Annotated in this window: 17 protein-coding genes; 2 read left to right on the forward strand and 15 right to left on the reverse strand. The window is 53.4% G+C overall.

The window, feature by feature from the left end:
* Positions 1-90: 90 nt before the first annotated feature.
* From ACR0AY_RS00670 to ACR0AY_RS00680, 3 genes are all read right to left on the reverse strand, one after another.
* Positions 91-2,358, reverse strand: a complete 2,268-nt coding sequence (locus tag ACR0AY_RS00670; RefSeq protein ID WP_480453596.1) for an AAA family ATPase — start codon at positions 2,356-2,358, stop codon at positions 91-93.
* Positions 2,359-2,431: 73 nt separating this feature from the next.
* The gene (locus tag ACR0AY_RS00675; RefSeq protein WP_480453598.1) at positions 2,432-3,667 is read right to left on the reverse strand and encodes a hypothetical protein; all 1,236 of its coding nucleotides are present in this window, start codon (positions 3,665-3,667) and stop codon (positions 2,432-2,434) included.
* On the reverse strand, positions 3,664-4,125 hold the full coding sequence (locus tag ACR0AY_RS00680; RefSeq protein WP_480453600.1) for a plasmid mobilization protein: 462 nt from the start codon (positions 4,123-4,125) through the stop codon (positions 3,664-3,666). Before ACR0AY_RS00680 ends, ACR0AY_RS00675 begins: the two co-directional genes overlap by 4 nt.
* A gap of 412 nt (positions 4,126-4,537) precedes the next feature.
* On the opposite strand from ACR0AY_RS00680, the gene ACR0AY_RS00685 reads away from it, so the two are divergent.
* Both ACR0AY_RS00685 and ACR0AY_RS00690 read left to right on the forward strand, forming a co-directional pair.
* Entirely contained in the window at positions 4,538-4,699 is a 162-nt protein-coding gene (locus ACR0AY_RS00685; protein ID WP_480453602.1) for a hypothetical protein, read from the forward strand.
* A complete protein-coding gene (locus tag ACR0AY_RS00690; protein ID WP_480453604.1) occupies positions 4,696-4,896 on the forward strand; it encodes a hypothetical protein in 201 nt (66 codons plus the stop codon). Before ACR0AY_RS00685 ends, ACR0AY_RS00690 begins: the two co-directional genes overlap by 4 nt.
* 16 nt (positions 4,897-4,912) lie before the next feature.
* On the opposite strand, the gene ACR0AY_RS00695 is transcribed toward ACR0AY_RS00690, so the two are convergent.
* The 12 genes from ACR0AY_RS00695 to ACR0AY_RS00750 all read right to left on the reverse strand — a co-directional run bounded on the left by ACR0AY_RS00695 (position 4,913) and on the right by ACR0AY_RS00750 (position 14,563).
* Complete coding sequence (locus ACR0AY_RS00695; RefSeq protein WP_480453606.1) at positions 4,913-5,218, reverse strand: hypothetical protein; 306 nt, start codon at positions 5,216-5,218, stop codon at positions 4,913-4,915.
* A gap of 439 nt (positions 5,219-5,657) precedes the next feature.
* On the reverse strand, positions 5,658-5,930 hold the full coding sequence (locus tag ACR0AY_RS00700) for a hypothetical protein (protein ID WP_480453608.1): 273 nt from the start codon (positions 5,928-5,930) through the stop codon (positions 5,658-5,660).
* 29 nt (positions 5,931-5,959) lie between these two features.
* Positions 5,960-6,514, reverse strand: a complete 555-nt coding sequence (locus ACR0AY_RS00705) for a hypothetical protein (protein ID WP_480453610.1) — start codon at positions 6,512-6,514, stop codon at positions 5,960-5,962.
* 240 nt (positions 6,515-6,754) lie between these two features.
* Positions 6,755-7,966 (reverse strand): AAA family ATPase, encoded by a 1,212-nt coding sequence (locus ACR0AY_RS00710; protein WP_480453612.1) that lies wholly within the window; start codon positions 7,964-7,966, stop codon positions 6,755-6,757.
* Entirely contained in the window at positions 7,963-8,346 is a 384-nt protein-coding gene (locus tag ACR0AY_RS00715) for a hypothetical protein (RefSeq protein WP_480453613.1), read from the reverse strand. The genes ACR0AY_RS00710 and ACR0AY_RS00715 overlap by 4 nt, the downstream gene beginning before the upstream one ends.
* Complete coding sequence (locus ACR0AY_RS00720) at positions 8,343-8,597, reverse strand: helix-turn-helix transcriptional regulator (RefSeq protein ID WP_480453614.1); 255 nt, start codon at positions 8,595-8,597, stop codon at positions 8,343-8,345. The genes ACR0AY_RS00715 and ACR0AY_RS00720 overlap by 4 nt, the downstream gene beginning before the upstream one ends.
* 78 nt (positions 8,598-8,675) lie before the next feature.
* A complete protein-coding gene (locus ACR0AY_RS00725) occupies positions 8,676-9,395 on the reverse strand; it encodes a hypothetical protein (protein ID WP_480453616.1) in 720 nt (239 codons plus the stop codon).
* Between the two features lie 17 nt (positions 9,396-9,412).
* Positions 9,413-10,582 carry a tyrosine-type recombinase/integrase gene (locus ACR0AY_RS00730; protein WP_480453618.1) on the reverse strand — a complete coding sequence of 390 codons (1,170 nt, stop codon included), beginning with the start codon at positions 10,580-10,582 and terminating at the stop codon, positions 9,413-9,415.
* 193 nt (positions 10,583-10,775) lie between these two features.
* On the reverse strand, positions 10,776-11,771 hold the full coding sequence (locus ACR0AY_RS00735; RefSeq protein ID WP_170510541.1) for an ABC transporter ATP-binding protein: 996 nt from the start codon (positions 11,769-11,771) through the stop codon (positions 10,776-10,778).
* Positions 11,768-12,802, reverse strand: a complete 1,035-nt coding sequence (locus tag ACR0AY_RS00740; protein WP_170510539.1) for a Gfo/Idh/MocA family protein — start codon at positions 12,800-12,802, stop codon at positions 11,768-11,770. The genes ACR0AY_RS00735 and ACR0AY_RS00740 overlap by 4 nt, the downstream gene beginning before the upstream one ends.
* Positions 12,799-13,638, reverse strand: coding sequence for a carbohydrate ABC transporter permease (locus tag ACR0AY_RS00745; RefSeq protein ID WP_170393445.1), 840 nt, complete (start codon positions 13,636-13,638; stop codon positions 12,799-12,801). The genes ACR0AY_RS00740 and ACR0AY_RS00745 overlap by 4 nt, the downstream gene beginning before the upstream one ends.
* 10 nt (positions 13,639-13,648) lie before the next feature.
* Positions 13,649-14,563 carry a carbohydrate ABC transporter permease gene (locus ACR0AY_RS00750; RefSeq protein WP_170510536.1) on the reverse strand — a complete coding sequence of 305 codons (915 nt, stop codon included), beginning with the start codon at positions 14,561-14,563 and terminating at the stop codon, positions 13,649-13,651.
* Positions 14,564-14,622: the final 59 nt, after the last annotated feature.

A 14,622-nucleotide genomic window follows, 5' to 3' on the forward strand; every position in this document is an offset into this window, starting at 1 on the left:
TAATGAGAAAATACGGAAAGAAACGGGAAGCACAACACTCAGGTGAGTCCCTTGCTCACCCTTATCCGGAGGACGCTCGCGCGGAAGTGCCTACTGTGCGACCGCTTCTGTGACAACTACCGCCTTTGCCCCATCATCGTTGGCTGCGACGGGAAGCGCGACATAATCATCACCCATCATCATCCTGAAGTGCCCGCCGTGGTCGGACTCTTCGAAAATTCTTTGGAACACGCTGAGATAGCGATCAACCTGGCCGGGGTCGCAAGCCATATAGAGGTCATCAGTAGCGAAGTGCGATCCGTCATTCACCCACGAGAGCAAGGTGCTACAGATCATTTTTTCCTTGCCGTTGAATCTTTCGATAATGTCTTCAGGTGTTATGCCGCCATAAAATTTGAAGTAGTGTTCAAGGATTCTGCGCATGACGTTCTGTATGGCCGTATCCGAAGGTGGCTTCTGCCTAACTTCTCGCCAGAGCAGTTCGTAGCTCGACTTGATCGGGTTCTCGTCAAATGGCATGAGTTCCGAACGCTGCGATGTTTTGCGCACAACCCAGAATGTCTCATCACTTTTAGCTTTTGCGGCGCTACGTTTCTTGTCGAACGTAACTTCCTTGTGGAAATAGATATTGTGCGTGAGCACAAACACCTGTTTGATCGAGCTTGTGCCCGTGCGCATTTCGGCGACGATGCTCTTTATCAGATTGCAGACAATGAAAAGGATGTCTGCATCGAGGCTCGAAACTGGATCATCGAACACAACGACCTTGTCATTTGTGCCGCCGCTCGAACTAAACGATCCGCCAGCCAGATAATAGAAATACAGAAAGGTGATAAAGGATTTCTCGCCTTCACTTAATGTTCGCTTTGCATCGCTACCGTCCGCCCGCTTGACTTCATAGAAGCCGCTATCCGAGCTTTCGGCAAGATGGAAGTTGGAGAAGCCAAACGATTTCAGGAGTTTGTTGATTGCGTCAACCGTTGGCTTGATGCTGGTGATCTTTCGCTCATTCTCCTCTATCTCTTCTTGCTTGGCTTCAAGGTTTTTTGTCTCAGTGTTTATCTGGCTCTCCAGCGAGGTGATCGCTTTGTCGAGCCCACCAGTTTCGGTCTTGAACTTATCGTAGATTGCCTTTGTGTCTTCGAGCAGCCTTTTCCAAACCTGTGACGTCAGTTCTTTCTTTCGCGCAGCGAGATTATCGATTGTATCGTTGTTTGCTATTACCTTCTTGTTGGCCGCGTTGATAAGGGCATCCACCGCCGAGATTAACGGGGCTGTGCTAGTAAGCGTGGCGACGGCACTTGGTTCTTTTCGCTTAGCCGTGATGTGCTCAATATTGCTATCCAGAGCGAGGCCAAGGGCTGCAACGTCCTTTTCGAAGGTCTCGCGGTCAAGGTAGGGCGACTCAACAATATCGGTGGCTCTGTATGCGTTCAGTAAGTCTTTTGCTGCATCAGCATAGCCGGCGAGCAGTTTGTCGATTGATACGAGGTCGGAGATGTAACTCTCGTCAAAATACGCTTCCAGGCTCTGCTTGAAGGCTGCATCCGTCTTTTGTTGGCAGAATGGGCACTGGTCCTCTAGTTGATCAAAGTATTGCCGTCCCTGCTGCACCCAATCGCTGTTGCCGAGCTTTTCGATTAGCGCCGCGATGTCCACGTCTTCTTTTCCGATGATCTTCTTCTTCAGGATCGCTGAGCCTTCCAGTATCGATATCTTCGAGCTATCCTGATTGGGCAAGACTGTTGCCTTGGTTAACGACCCCGAAAAGACCGTTGCCGCGTCTTCACGTAGTTCTGAAATATCCCTCACTGTAGCGATGTTGCTCGACGCTTCTTTGAGATAGCGGTCGCAGAAGCTTTTCTTGTTGTTGTTCAGTCCTGTGAAGGCTGCTTCCAGTTTATCAAACTTCTTTTTGGCGCTCCATACATCCTCCACGATCTGCGCGGTGAGCGCTTCACGTTCTTTCTTCTTTCCGCTTGCTCCATCTTCGCCGAAGAGATTCTTTCGGAGCCCACCAAGCTTTGTTTTGATTACATCAGCCTCGCCCTTGAGAGTCTTGATCTTCTCGGCGATCTCGACGTTCTCTCCGAATGTGTAGATACCCTTAATGCTACTTTCTGCATCGAAGTGCTTTTCGACAAAATCCTTATTGTAGACGCGGGTTTCCAGCGGACTGCCGCCCGCCCAGGTTATTTGGCAGTCAGGGAAAGTTCCCGAGCCTTCGATAACCCGGGAAATCGTTGTCTTGCCTGATCCATTCGAGCCGAAGATAAAATTGAGCTTCTTCAATCCTTCGAGCTTGGTGCCCGTTGCATCGTACGCGCCTTGGTTTGCTAAATGGATAGCTTCAATCATTCGTGACTCGCTTGAAAATCTTAAAGTTGTGACAGCAACCTGCCACTCAACCCGATTTTCCTGCAAGGATTTTCTAAACTAACGTCATGCCGTCAGATCTATGGGTGGCCCGTTTGAGTGCGGCATTTGCCTTCTCTATTTGTTTTCGCAGTATTGCGGCCAGCTTGCGAAGCAAGTTCGGATCGCCGGGGTCTGGCATCGGTTCAATGCCAGTCGAAGTTACATCGCCTGAGCGGTTACCTGCAAACTGTGTCACCAGTGGCCGCAAACTTATCGCTGCCAATGTCAGTTCCTCACCCTCTTTCAGCTCCTGCTGATTGCCTGAAGGATTTTCAGAAGAGCGTTCATGCGAGCTATTATGGCCTGGTTGCTCTGGTGAATCTGCTCCTGCCCTTGGATGATCTGCGATAGCAGGTCCCGCAAAGTTTGGTCGGGAGTGGGCTTTGTTGGCTCTGAGTTCATGTAATATCTCCTGTGTTTTTGAAATAAATTTGGCTACGTCTTGGGCTTTGATTTTCAAAGTTCTGTTTGCGTTGTGATCGCGGATGCCTTTCGGGGTTTCGATCATAATCCGGCTTCGACCGCGTCCTTCGGGAATGGCGTCGGCCAGCTCTAGCCTTTCACGCTCGATCAGCTCGGCCAGCTTGGCGGGCTGCTGGTCACGGGACAGGGCGGCAATGGTTGTGAGCTGGTGGCGTAAGGCTGGCAGGTCAAAACCTGATCGCTTGGCCTGCTGGTGCTGATCGTTGGAAAAGGCAGCTCTGGGGCGTTCGTCGTTGCCCAGCTCAGCGGCCAGGCGGTCGGCTAGCTCGTCTTTGCCTTGTTCTCGCAATCTCATTTCAGCAAAAGCATTGTTCGCGCCGCTAGTGAGCTGGTGGCCGAATTGCAGTTCGCAAAGGCGGCTAACAGCTTCGTCTTTCGCCTTGCCGCGGAATAGCTTGTAAGTCTTGCCGGTCACACTGTTCTGAGCTGGTCGCACTAAGTGATAATGCTTTTGGGTCGATCCATCGGCGCGCTTGCTTTCGTGCATCGCCAGCGTTTCAGGATCATCACTATCGAATCCGAACTCCTCGCGGATCGCGGCGACGGTCGCGGCCAGCTCGTCGGGGGTCAGCGCTTGGTCAGGACTGATGATGATGTGCAACAGGCCACTTTTGCGGCCTCTGAGCCGTGCAAAATCGTCGGCGACTAAGAGCTGATCGTTGCTGTATGTCAGGACGTCGACGCGCTCGTTGTCGCCCTCTGCAACCACATAGTTGCAGATGCGGGGGCCATCGCCTGCGCTTATGCCACCCGTCTTGATTATCATCCGGCGTCCAGTCCGTCGGATGTGTCAGCGGCGGCAGACTTCAGCTTCTTCAGCTCGGCGCGCAACTCGACAAGTGGTTCGGCAAAGGCTCTGCGGCCCTGATCCAGAACGCGGCCCATCGCCTCGAACTGGGTGGCAGTCAGCGTGCCGGATCGCTGAGCCTCATTGATCGAGTGTTGACACTGATTAACGTTCGTAGCGATGCCGACAAGCTGGCGGGCGATGGCCTCCAATTTCGAGCTGTTCGGCGGCGCAAATGTGGTCCTGCCGAACGTCATGAAACGAACGTAGTCAGCTTGTGATAGCTCGTTTTGATGCGCCCATGTTTTCAATCGGGCGGCATCGTCTGGGGTCAAGCGCATCTTGAAAACATGCGTCCTGTTTGGTGGTTGGCCCGGTGCGGGCGCAGGGGCCGCAGGGTCAACGCTCTGCGGGGTCTCAGGGGCAATAGGGTCCATCATAAAAATCCTCATTTTTCTGTGGCCCGCCACAGGGGGTCAAGGGGGAGTGCAACTCCCCTTTGCAAGTGTTCGTCGGTCCCGGAGGGGCTCGACGATCCCACTTGCTTTCCCCTTAGCGGACGCTCTGATTTGTAAATTGCTGTGAAGCCGGGAATTGCAAGTTTTTCTGAGAGATATCGGGGTCTAAGGGGGCCGCGGGGTCGTGTGAACCACAACTGCCCGATTTTCTGGGACCGCTTCGCTGCTTCGGTCCATTTCAGCAGGGGTGAGTTGCCACTACAAGCAACTGAGGAATTTTACGCGCCGAACAAAATGCGGCGATACTCCCGTATTGACAGAGTAAATAAAAGGTTAATGACCGCTTGCATTTCGTCTGGATCTGCACACCTCCAAGGCAGGAGAATAATAGATGAACACGGAAGATTTTCAGATCAAAAGGGCACTCGATATGTATTTTCGCCAGCAACTTGAGCTGCAAGAGCAGATCGTAAAACAGCTCGCGGCGGTGGAAAGAAAGCAACAGGTGCTGTTGGCAATCTTTGGAGCAGCTGCCAAGGAGCTGCGAGAATGAGTGTTTTCGCGATGATGTTCGGTGCAGCAAGCATTGCCACCGCTGAAATGAAACGAGCTGTCGCCTTCACCGCTGGTGGCAACGGTGCAAGGTTTAAAAAAAACAAAAGGACTGTCGGCACAGCTCGGGCGCTGCTACTGGCTTACGCACTGCAAGCCAAGGCTAAACGCGACATAAGTATGCTGCTGCGCATCTGATCTCTTGTTTGTTTATCTAAATGGATAAGGCTGGATCGTCGCCAAGCTCTTGAAGCAGAATACCGTCAATTTCGATACCGTCGCTGGTTTCTTCTTCTGCTGCTCGCAGCTCTGGAAGCGCTCGCATGTAGTAGTGGCGGGTTTCGGCATAAGTCTGACCCATCAGTTTGCCAACGGATCGCATCCAGGTTTCACCTTGTTCGATGAAATAGCGGCTGGCGATGGCCTCGGCCTCGTCTCTTTCCAACGGAAAGGTTCCGGCATTTTTGCGGGCGGCTTTGGTTTCTTGAATCGCTTTGCGGTCAGCTTTTAAGCGGGACAATGCCCGTTTGCGCATTTCACTTTGCACGATTCCGGCATCGTCGTGCCGGCTTGGGTGGATTTCAGAGCGCGCCAGGGCGCCAGCCCTAGCAGCGCGTTTTTGCGGTTTTCTCAACATAGTCGGAAAATAGGTCAGGCTTGTTAACGAGGCGTTTAGAGGTCGAAAGGTCCGCCGCTCCGAGTGGCGGGGGTAGGTCATGAAGTTGGGGCAGAGGTGCCTCAGCCTTTTGGGTATACACTGTACCTATTATTCGTCGTCGTTCTCATGGTGTAAGTTTTGCATTCTTGGCACTCCCAAGTTCTGCTCTTATTCTCAAAGATGACGACGCGTGCGGTTTGTTCATCGCATCTTTTACCTTTCAGTTTTGATGTCTTTGTCTGTATGTTTCCTGCCTTTTCTGCATAAGTGTTGTCTTTATCTGCCGCAATTTATGGTGTGGTCACATCCCCGGGGCTTGTGTTTCGTCAGGTTCTTCCAAGGCTTGTGCTAGAAAAATTTTGGCCGGTGCAGCGGCCAGGCGGTCGGTTATTTCGCGGATTAGTGCGAGGACTTGAGTTTTCTCTGGTTCGGTCAGCCCGCCTCGCGCCAGAATGCTTGTTAGCCAGTTAATTTGATGAGCCATGTGCCCAGCGGTTTCGCGGATAAGAGCACCTTTGCTTTCGGGATGGCTTGTTTCCAGATCGCCAATTGCGTTGTCAAATTCAGCAATCACATCTTTTGCGCGTTCGATTCCGTTTTGGTTCATGTGTTTTCCAATTGTCCAAGAGTCTTGAGGTTTTCAAAGATGGCTCTCATTGGCAGCTCGTCGACAGGCATCGGCTCTGCACTGCAAACCGAGCAATGAGCTTCGATCACAGTGATCTCCTTTCCCGTGACTTCATATGCTCTTTCTCCAACGATAAATTCTCGCCTCGCGTCGCAGTTCTTGCACTTGGAGGTTACTGTTGCTGTGCCCAGACTTCTTTCGTGTCTAATTGATTTTCTGTTCATGATTGCGAAGGCGGCGTTTAGCTTCGCTTCTGCTTTCTCGAATCTGTCCCACGCTGCTTCCGTGATCCAGTCCGGCGCGGTGTCTTCGATCACTTGAACTTCTTGGCGGCGCTCACGTAGCCAGAGCTGTCCGCTATGACTTGAGGGGTCACGGCTTCTGTTATTCAGGATCGCTTGGGCTAGCTGATCGGCAGGCGTTATATCGAGGAGTCTGAATGCCTCGTAATCGGGAATCGCGGTAATATACGTGAGTTTTTCGAGTCTTTCTTCGCGCTCAAACTGTTCGTCGGTCACTATTTCAATCATGTAGTATTTCCATATTGTTGGGACATTTCTTGGCAGTGGCTCACTTGACGGTCAAAGAATCGAGCGACGCTCGCAAGCCAAACTGGACCGGTTTCATCGCCAAAGGCAGCGTGCACCCTGCCGCCGAGGGCAGGTGCAACGCTCGGGGTTTAAGGGGTGTGTGTCGCACCCCCGTTGACCGGGCGTTGGCAGGTCGTTGCATGGGGGGTTGCACAAAGTGTTGCACCGGGGGTTGAACCTTTACTCATGACCATCGTCGAACCCCTTTCTCGCAATGTGCGAACGGGCCTTCACGCCTTTCCCGTGGCTGGCGACAACAATTTCACCGCGACTGAAAAGTGTCTCCATCGCTCTCTTGAGCGCCCGGCTTTTGCAACCTTCAGCTTCTGGGTGGTTGGCGAATTGCGTCGGAGCGTATGTTGGGCCGGGATTTGCGGATACATACCTCCCCTGCGCAGTAAGTTCGTCCAGCAGTTTAAGGAATACCCGCTCGCCTTTAGCTCCTGCTGCCCGCGCATCGAGTCCCGTAGGTTGCGCTTCGGGGACGAACAAACCCTTTTCCCATTTTAGGTTGATCTTGCCTCCAGTGCGCCCGTAGTTGGCTTTCTTTGTGCTTAGTACCCGAGCGTCTGGATCAGGCTCAAAGCCATTGTCCATGATCCGTGACATATAAAGCCGCGAGCGGACGGAATTGTTCCATGCGGTGCTACCTGACATACCATTGCCACTACTAAGACCAGTGAGCGACGGGTGGCTCAGCAACAGAACAGCGCATCGCCGTCGGATCGCAAGACCACGCAAGATGCCCACGAATTGCCGCACCTTTGCCCGGTCGTTTTCGTTCGCAGGATATACATCTGCCAATGTGTCAATAACGATCAATGCCGGGCGCTCCATAGTTGCTTTCGCGTCTAATTCACGGAACAGGTCGGACGGCACCAATCCACTTGGTGTGTCTACAGCAAGTAAGGCGTCCTCGCCTGCCAACGACCGCAAGGTAAGCGCAGAGAGGTCACTGAACTTTCTCCCCTCTACACGTAAGATGTCGTCCATACGACGATGCAACTCATCCTCGTCATCCTCGGCGCTCATAAAGATTGCACGCCCTGTCTTGGCAGCTAGCCCGAGCCAAGGGATATGTAGGGCTACTGAGTTTGCAAGCTGTAATGCGACGAGGCTCTTGCCAGTGCCACCATCTCCACTCATCAGAGTAACGGTATTCATTGGCACCAAACCGGGAACTAACCACTCGCGCGGCTGGACGTGCTTTCCGTCGAGAATAGACGCAGAAAAGAAAATTGACTGACGTTTGCACCGTGTCTGGACCGACGGGTCAATTTCCCGGGCGTACGCCTCGTCTGGTAGACGCGGCAAGCTTTCTTCTGCAAAGCGTCCAATCTCCGACTGGTGGGCATGCCAGTGGTTTTCGATATCAGCAAAATCAGAATTCATGCCACAAACCTCTGTTGCACATAGGCAATGAAGTCCGCTTGCCGATTTGGTTGCATGGCATTGAATGCTGTCAAGCAATACGCTTCTAGTTCTTCCGGAACTGCCATATCAGCCCAAAATGCCGCTTGATCCATGAAGCTAAACAAGGGCGCGTGCGGTTGTCCTGCCCCATTGCAAAGCACGACTTCCGCCGTATCCCCAGCCGTTTCTCGGGGAAGAGCTTTGAGGGCGATGAAGGCGAGCGCAACACGTTCTGTCAGTGTCAACCGAGCATTAAGAACTGTTCGTAGGCCCCACCAAGCTTCCTGTGTGCCAAGCGTCAGAACATAGCCAAGCGTGCGAGTGACCCGCGCATAATCGTTGTCTTGTAGTACGTTCATTGGTGAGCACACCCAGATTTCACATTGGTGGAAGTGCTCTGAGAAGCATCTAGTTTCACGCCAAGGAAGCGTTTTGATTTGGCAGTTTCGATAACGTCAAGGATTTCCGACCTCGGCCAGCGAGAAAGAGAACCGATTTTGACAGCAGGTGGCACCGTGCCATCAGCAACACGCCTCCAGAAAGTGGGGAGTGAAACTTGTAAGAAGGCCGCGCATTCAGAAGCGGTGAGAAGAGGGTCAGTGTTTTCCATAGTTCAGCTCGATCTTGTTTGATTTGAGCTGATGCTAGATGCTGAATTCGCAGGTGTCGTATTGGGAAAGCCTAGAGCTTACCCAACACGTCCGAGTGCGGAACAAATGTCAGCAAAATCGGCTTCGAAACATGCCCGTCGTAAAAGCTTGTTTTCATTGTCGGAAAAGTCGTTCTTTGCCAGTGGGCGCTCGCGGCCCCGCACTTTGAGTGCTACTTCGAACTCCGGGCGGTAGCTCTTGTAGTCTGGATGAAAAAGTACATTGTAAACCTCACTATACTTAGTCGGGCGTCCACAAACACCGAATGCTTTTGCTACGATGTGGCAAGCCGTGTTTTTGCTGCTTGTTGCCTCGTTTTCTGAAAACCCAACTCCAAACATGTCGTTTACATCGTGTGCGAGCGACCACATCAAAAATTTTTCCAGCCAAACTGTTCTTCTTTCGGCGTGGGGTGGTTTTGGGCGCTTTATCAACCCAGTCAAAACGCCAATGGAGAATTCTTCGAGCGGTTCAGGCAGTTTTTTGTCAAACGTCCGTCCAAAAGCTAAAACATCAATGCACAAATCGTAAAAGTGATAATGCATATGTGCAAGTTCGGTCAGTGGTTTCGCAAACTCCTCGTCGACTCCTATGTAGAATTCACCGCCACGGCCACAGTCTTCTAAGCTAATTCCTCCGGACCATTTTGCTACGGTGAACGCAAAGCTATGAAGTGTCTTGTGGAGCTTTCCATGAAGGTAAAATTTCTCAACAATATCAGTGACCCATTGACCGGCGATGAGATGTTGTTCGTCCATTGATGGTCTCTGTCTGTCTACGTGTTTTTAGTGGTTAGAAACTCAGCCCAGCGGTTCATCAGAACTCTTCTTTGTGCCAAATAGTCGGTGCGGCGGTAGGCCCTGGAAGTGGGCGTTCCAACTGAGTGAGCCAGCGCAGTTTCAGCGATCTGTTCCGGCGTGTCTGTTTGTTCGGCGCACCAGTCTCGGAAGCTCGACCTAAATCCATGCGGTCTTGCGTCCAAGCCACGACGTTTCATCAGCCCAGCCATCGTAGCGTCACTCAAAACACCCTTGCGCGGGGAGGGGAACAAGTACCCACCTCTTGCAAATGGCTTTGCTTCCTCGATTACTCGACTAGCCTCTTGAGAAAGCGGAACGCGAAAGTCTTCTACCTTGTTCTTCTTTCCTTTCATCTTTTGCGCAGGGATCGTCCAGATATTTCCCTCTACTTCTTCCAGTCTCATAAACCGTATGGGCGTGGACCGCACAGCCGTTAATATCAGTAGCCGCAACGCGAGCTGCGTAGGCGTGCCGTCATTCAAGCTATTGTAGAAACTTGGTACTTCTGACCAATGCAACGCTGGTATGTGTTTTACTTCGTGCTTTTGCTTGCCTAGAAGTGCTTTTGCCTTTGCGACGGCCTGAACATCTACGGATAACTCAAGAGCAGCTGCGTGGCGAAGGCAAATACCCAAACGATCTATTGCTTTTTCCGCAGTGCTGGCTTTTGTATGCCAAATAGGCTTAAGGACATCTCTAATCATTACCTGGTCAATTTCAGAAACCGGGACCTTGCCGAGTTTTGTGAGCACATGGTTTGCTAAAGGACTAAACCATTTTCCCGCTTCGCCATCGTCCTTTAGCTCAGCCTTCCGCGCTTCAAATGCATCATTAGCAACGTCCTCCAGCAGCTTGAAGTTCCTCGTTGCTTCTCTTTTTAGTCGATTGCGTTCTGTGATTGGGTCTTTGCCCTGTCGTGCAACAGCTCGCCACTTGTCGGCTTCTTCTCGGGCTTCCTTGAGGGAAACAAGCTTTGCAGAGCCGAGACCCATTTCTCGTCTACGGCCGAAGACGGTTGTTCGCAGCACCCACTGGGCTCCGCCGTCCTTTCGTTTGTGAAGCCAAAGCCCTCCTCCATCTGAGTGTTTTCCAAATGATGCTTTTGCAACACCTAGGGCTGTTAGCTTGTGAAGTCCTCGACCCATCTATCCACCTTTTTATCCACCTTTTTAGGCGCGCTTTGATGAGGCGTCTTGATAGGTCATGTAGGTGGGTGGGTCAATAAATATGAATAAAAACAAGTAAATAGATATTTGGTGAGTTCGTTTGAGGTTGTCTGATATGGTAAGATCAGTCTTCTCGACCGCACCAACATCCTGAGATCTTTACCCGAAATTGTCAGGTGAGACGGGCGCCCTGTTGGTTGAAGCGATAGGTTCGATCATGGGCGTAACCGAAATGGACGGATTCACCAGCGTTGACCTGATGCTGGCCGAACAGGCGCGCGGTTATCTGGTGGTCTTGCATCATCGCGATCACGTTTGTGTCTCCACCCAGATGCTCAACATGGGTCACGTTTGCGGTCAGGGGGCCTTCGTCGGATAAGTACAAGTCCTCTGGGCGGATGCCCAATGTTGTGTCCGCGCTGTCGCCGATTACGCTGGCGGGGAAGAAATTCATCGACGGAGCGCCAAGGAAACCCGCGACGAACTGGTTGGCGGGGTTATTATATAGCTCCATCGGGCTGCCAAGCTGTTCAACGCGCCCGTCGCGCAGGACGACGATCTTGTCGGCGAGTGTCATCGCCTCGGTCTGGTCGTGGGTGACGTAGATCATCGATGCATCGAGCTGCTGATGCAGGTTGGCGATTTCCAGTCGCGTATTCATACGCAGGGCGGCGTCCAGATTGGATAAAGGTTCGTCAAACAGAAACAGTTTGGGTTCACGCACAATGGCACGCCCGATGGCGACACGTTGGCGCTGGCCGCCTGACAGTTCTGAGGGGTAACGGTCGATATAGGGCTCAAGGTTCAGCATCTTGCTGGCCTTGGCGACGCGTTCTTCGATGACCTGCTTACTCTGGCCTTCCTGTTTCAGTGCCAGCGACATGTTCTTGCGCACATTCAGGTGGGGATAGAGTGCATAGCTTTGGAACACCATCGCGATGCCGCGTTTCGAGGGCGGCGTAAGGTTCATCACCTCTCCGCCAATGCGCACTTCGCCCGAGGTCACGTCCTCCAGCCCCGCGATCACGCGTAGCAGGGTGGACTTGCCGCAGCCGGAGGGGCCGACGAAGACGACGAATTCTCCGTCTTCGACTTCGATGTTAATATCTTTCAGTACCTCGACAGTGCCGAAGGACTTGTTCACGTTTGTCAGCGTCAGGGCGGTCATGTGCGTGCCTCTTTCAGCGAAATGGGTTGGCCAGTGCGGATGCTTTCATCGGCAGCTAGACAGATGGCCAGCGATTGCACGGCGTCGTTCATATGGCGGGTCAGGTCGATGTCCTCGGCGATGGCGCGCAGCATATAGGCTTGTTCGGCATCGCAGAGCTGCTGATGGCCGGGCTCATCGGGCATGTCGATTGTCTGGTCGCCATCGGGGCGATGGACCAGAAGGCCGCCAACCTTGGTGTGTCCGTCGATATCGGCGGATGCGCCCTTGTTTCCATCGGTGATCGAGACCGAGCCGTTGGGCGACACGATGTCTTTCACGAAGAACGCGGTTTCGGACATCATCGGGCCCCAACCGGCCTCATACCAGCCGACCGAGCCATCCTCGAAGACCACCTGAAACTGGCCGTAGTTGTACATGTCTTCGGCGATCTCATCGCTTAGGCGCAGGCCCATGCCGTGGACTCGCACGGGGTCGGAGTCAGTGATCTGACACATCACGTCGACATAATGCACACCGCAATCGACGATGGGCGAGGTGGTCTGCATCAGAGCTTTGTGTGTTTCCCACTCAGCCCCGCTGCTTTGCTGGTTGAGGTTCAGGCGGAACACATACGGCCCGCCGAGGTCGCGCGCCTCGGAAATCAGGCGCATCCACGAAGGATGGTGTCGCAGGATGTAACCGATCACCAGTTTGCGGTTGGTCTCAATGGCCTTTTCGACAACGCGATTGGCATCTGCCACAGTGGTCGCTAGCGGCTTTTCAACGAAGACATGCGCCCCGGCCTCCATCGCCGCGCAGGCGAAATCGGCGTGGCTGTCGGAGTAGGTCGCCACAACCACCAGATCCGGGTTGGTTTCAGTCAGAGCTGCCTGAAAATCTGAATAAGCCGGATAGCCTGACAGGTCAGGATGGTCGACGCGACCGGATCGGTTCACCAACCCAACAATCTGCGCGTCCAGGTGGTTGTGGTGGGCCAAAGCGTGGCTCAGCCCCATATTGCCGAGGCCGGCGATCAGAACTTTGGTCATTTGACTGCTCCTGAAGTGATGCCGCGGATCAACTGACGTGAGAAGATGACATAGAGCACCAGCACCGGCAGGATCGCCATGCTGAGCGCCGACAGAACCGCGTTCCAGTCGGTGACGAACTGGCCAATGAAGACCTGGCTGCCCAGCGTCAGTGTTTTGGTTTCCTCGGCCGGGGCAAGGATCAGCGGGAACCAGAGGTCGTTCCAGATGGGGATCATGTTGAACACGGCCACGGTCGCCATGGCGGGGCGGACCAGCGGTAGGACCAATCGGAAGAATATGGTGTATTCGGACAGCCCATCGACGCGGCCTGCGTTCTTCAGATCGTCCGAGACTTGCCGCATGAATTCAGACAGGATGAACACCGCCAGCGGCAGACCTTGCGCGGTATAGACAAGGATCAGGGCCCAAAGGGTGTTCACCAAACCGGTTGCCACCATCATCTCAAGTATCGCCACGGTGCCGATGCGGATCGGGATCATAATCCCAAGCGCCAGATAGAGGCCCATCAGAGTGTTGCCCTTGAATTTGTATTCGCTCAGGGCAAAGGCGGCCATTGCGCCGAACAACAGAACGAAGGCTAGCGACACCACAGTCACGATCAGCGAGTTTTGGAAATAAAGGAAGAAATCCCCTTGTTTCATCACCGTCTGGTAACCGATCAGCGAGAAGCTTTCGGCATCGGGCAGGGCGAGTGGCTCGCGGAAAATCGAGCGTCGGGTTTTGAAGCTGTTGATGATGATCACGAAGACCGGGAAGAGGGCGATCAACGTGTAGAGGATCAGCGCCCCATGCATGGCGGCCGTGTTCAGCGGGTTATGGCGTGCTTTGTTCATCCGGCTATCCTCACAGTTGGTACCGGCGCATCCGGGTCTGGATGCCGAAGAGGTAGATGCAGACACCCACGAGAATGATGGCGAACATGGCGCCAGCGATGGCGGAGCCCATATGCGGGTCGCCAAGTTGCAGCTGGAAGCCAAAGAAGGTGCGGTACATGAAGGTGCCGAGGATGTCGGTTGAGAAATCCGGGCCCGCCAGTGCACCTTGCGATACATAGATCAGATCGAACGCGTTGAAATTGCCGACGAATGTCAGGATCGAGATGATGCCAATCGAGGGAATGATCAGCGGCAGCTTGATCTTCCAGAACGCCGAAGCACCGGTGATGCCGTCTATTTCTCCGGCTTCAATGATCTCTTCGGGGATCGACAGCAGGGCGGCGTAGATCAACATCATCGGGATGCCGACGAATTGCCAGACCGAGACAAGTGCCAGTGTTGTCAGCGCGTATTCTTCCTTGCCCAGCCATGGTGCAAACAGCGACTTCAGACCAATGGCGTCCAGCATTGAAGGTGCGATGCCCCAAAGCGGGGACAATATCAGCTTCCACGCGAAACCGACGATCACAAAGCTCAGAATGGTCGGAATGAAGATCGCGGACCGATAGAGCGCGGCAAACCGCAAGCGTGGATGCGACAGAAGCGCGGCCAAAGCGATGCCGATGGGGTTCTGAACCAGCATGTGGATCAGGAAGAACCAGAAGTTGTTGCCCAAAGCGTTCCAGAACTGCTCGGACCAGATCGGATCGAAGAACAGGGTGCGGAAATTCTGCAAGCCCACGTAGATACGTGTCTGATCAACCTCGGTGAACAGCGCGAGGCGCAGTGTGTTGAACAAGGGGAAGATCATCACTGCCGTGTAGACCATCACCGCAGGGGCGAGGAAAACGGCAATGTGCCAGCGTATGCGGCGGGTCTGCATGGGAATCTCCGGGGAAAAAGGTCCGGACGCGACGCGGTAGCCGCGTCCGGTGTGAGTGG

It is taken from the genome of Ruegeria sp. A5 (assembly GCF_056543005.1).

Bases quoted from the DNA above. Each gene is read 5' to 3' on its own strand.
- ACR0AY_RS00680 (WP_480453600.1), bottom strand. From the start codon at position 4,125: ATGGACCCTATTGCCCCTGAGACCCCGCAGAGCGTTGACCCTGCGGCC.
- ACR0AY_RS00725 (WP_480453616.1), bottom strand. From the start codon at position 9,395: ATGGACGAACAACATCTCATCGCCGGTCAATGGGTCACTGATATTGTT.
- ACR0AY_RS00750 (WP_170510536.1), bottom strand. From the start codon at position 14,563: ATGCAGACCCGCCGCATACGCTGGCACATTGCCGTTTTCCTCGCCCCT.
- ACR0AY_RS00720 (WP_480453614.1), bottom strand. From the start codon at position 8,597: ATGGAAAACACTGACCCTCTTCTCACCGCTTCTGAATGCGCGGCCTTC.
- ACR0AY_RS00745 (WP_170393445.1), bottom strand. From the start codon at position 13,638: ATGAACAAAGCACGCCATAACCCGCTGAACACGGCCGCCATGCATGGG.
- ACR0AY_RS00670 (WP_480453596.1), bottom strand. From the start codon at position 2,358: ATGATTGAAGCTATCCATTTAGCAAACCAAGGCGCGTACGATGCAACG.
- ACR0AY_RS00675 (WP_480453598.1), bottom strand. From the start codon at position 3,667: ATGATAATCAAGACGGGTGGCATAAGCGCAGGCGATGGCCCCCGCATC.
- ACR0AY_RS00715 (WP_480453613.1), bottom strand. From the start codon at position 8,346: ATGAACGTACTACAAGACAACGATTATGCGCGGGTCACTCGCACGCTT.
- ACR0AY_RS00705 (WP_480453610.1), bottom strand. From the start codon at position 6,514: ATGATTGAAATAGTGACCGACGAACAGTTTGAGCGCGAAGAAAGACTC.
- ACR0AY_RS00730 (WP_480453618.1), bottom strand. From the start codon at position 10,582: ATGGGTCGAGGACTTCACAAGCTAACAGCCCTAGGTGTTGCAAAAGCA.
- ACR0AY_RS00690 (WP_480453604.1), top strand. From the start codon at position 4,696: ATGAGTGTTTTCGCGATGATGTTCGGTGCAGCAAGCATTGCCACCGCT.
- ACR0AY_RS00740 (WP_170510539.1), bottom strand. From the start codon at position 12,802: ATGACCAAAGTTCTGATCGCCGGCCTCGGCAATATGGGGCTGAGCCAC.
- ACR0AY_RS00735 (WP_170510541.1), bottom strand. From the start codon at position 11,771: ATGACCGCCCTGACGCTGACAAACGTGAACAAGTCCTTCGGCACTGTC.
- ACR0AY_RS00685 (WP_480453602.1), top strand. From the start codon at position 4,538: ATGAACACGGAAGATTTTCAGATCAAAAGGGCACTCGATATGTATTTT.
- ACR0AY_RS00710 (WP_480453612.1), bottom strand. From the start codon at position 7,966: ATGAATTCTGATTTTGCTGATATCGAAAACCACTGGCATGCCCACCAG.